2 protein-coding genes are annotated in these 1,397 nt (G+C 41.6%); both read right to left on the reverse strand.

All coding sequences use genetic code 11. The features are described 5' to 3' along the window. Positions 1 to 424: DegT/DnrJ/EryC1/StrS family aminotransferase (locus tag PX636_RS18455; RefSeq protein WP_288118219.1), on the reverse strand; the 424-nt coding region annotated here is incomplete at its 3' end. Beyond that, a complete protein-coding gene (locus tag PX636_RS18460) occupies positions 421 to 954 on the reverse strand; it encodes a cupin domain-containing protein (RefSeq protein ID WP_002759194.1) in 534 nt (177 codons plus the stop codon). The genes PX636_RS18455 and PX636_RS18460, both read right to left, overlap by 4 nt. Positions 955 to 1,397 lie beyond the last annotated feature (443 nt).

The following is a 1,397-nucleotide window of genomic DNA, read 5'->3' on the forward strand; positions in this document are numbered from 1 at the left end:
AAACTGGAGTCATTGCCACCGGTAATCCGTAGATATGAACCACCATTATCGCTTTAGTGCGGGGCGTGATTTTTGCCTCTATCTGACTGATATCCATGTTCCAAGTCTGCGCTTCGCAGTCCACCACCACGGGAATCGCCCCGGCTTTGACAATGGCAGCTCCGCAGGAAATGATGGTAAAAGTGGGGAGAATCACTTCATCCCCCGAACCAATTCCTAAAGCGACGATGGCCGCTTCTAAGGCCATAGAACCATTGCACACGGAAACGGCATACTTTCGCCCAACAGCGAGGGCAAAATTTTCTTCAAATTTCTGAACGAAGGGACCTTCCGAAGAAATCCAACCGCTATCAATACATTCGTTAAGATACTGTTTTTCCTTGCCCGCAAGTAGTGGCTCATTGACGGGAATAAAGCTACTCATGCTATCTCTGCTCCCGCCATTTTAACCACAGTTTCCTCAATTCCTGTAAAGCGAGTTTTATCCTGATTACCAACGTAGGGACCTTGTTTTACTTCAATCATTTCTACTTCTTCTAAGACTTGGAAACCATGACCACCTTGGATCAACAAAACCACATCCCCATCTCTCAATATATGACTTTCTAGATATTGTTGGTCGTCATCATAGAAATCTACCCGCAGTTTTCCTCTTTTGATAATTAAGACTTCCTGGGTAAAAAATACTTCCCGTTGTACTTTGTTATGAACGTGGGGCATAATACTTTTTCCCGTCGGGTGTCTCATATAGGCCAACTGTTGGGAAAAATCATCGGGAGTTAGGAAATGAATCCCCTCTTGGTTAAACTCTCGTCGGAGAATTATCGCTAAAACTTTACCCTCTTTCGTGATTTGAGAAATTGGCAAAGAGTTAAATTGACTTTCTGGCTTATTTTTCTGATTTTGTTGGCGGAGAAAATCTAAAGATAAAAAGTCTGAAGCTAGTTTAAACATGAATTTAACCCCCCTAGGGAATGGTTGTGAGAAAGGCTGAAATTAATTGACAGCAAAGAAGGGGCGAACCAGTGACTAACTTTTGTCACCCCTGGTAGGCTAATTTAATTTAATTAGCTAAAGCTTAATCTAATTAACCTTCTGTTAATTTAGTTAACAGAAGGTTAATCCCGACTAAGGCAAGATGCCTCTACCATACATTTAAGAAAACACGGGAGCATCTAACTTTAGAAATAAGTATAAATACTTAAGGGTAAAAAAATAGAATTAAACAGGGGTCTCATGAAGATAAGCGGAACGATGGCGAAGCACTTGTGGAACATTTAGAACACAAGTCCGAGCATTTGTACTAAAATATCCAAGAGACGGCTAACTGCTATATTTTCTGTTGACATCCTCACCGCCGTAAACGGACGGTGATTCCCAAACCTCACGATTTAGGT

The organism is Microcystis sp. M53598_WE2, from assembly GCF_030067735.1.
Lineage (GTDB): Bacteria > Cyanobacteriota > Cyanobacteriia > Cyanobacteriales > Microcystaceae > Microcystis > Microcystis aeruginosa.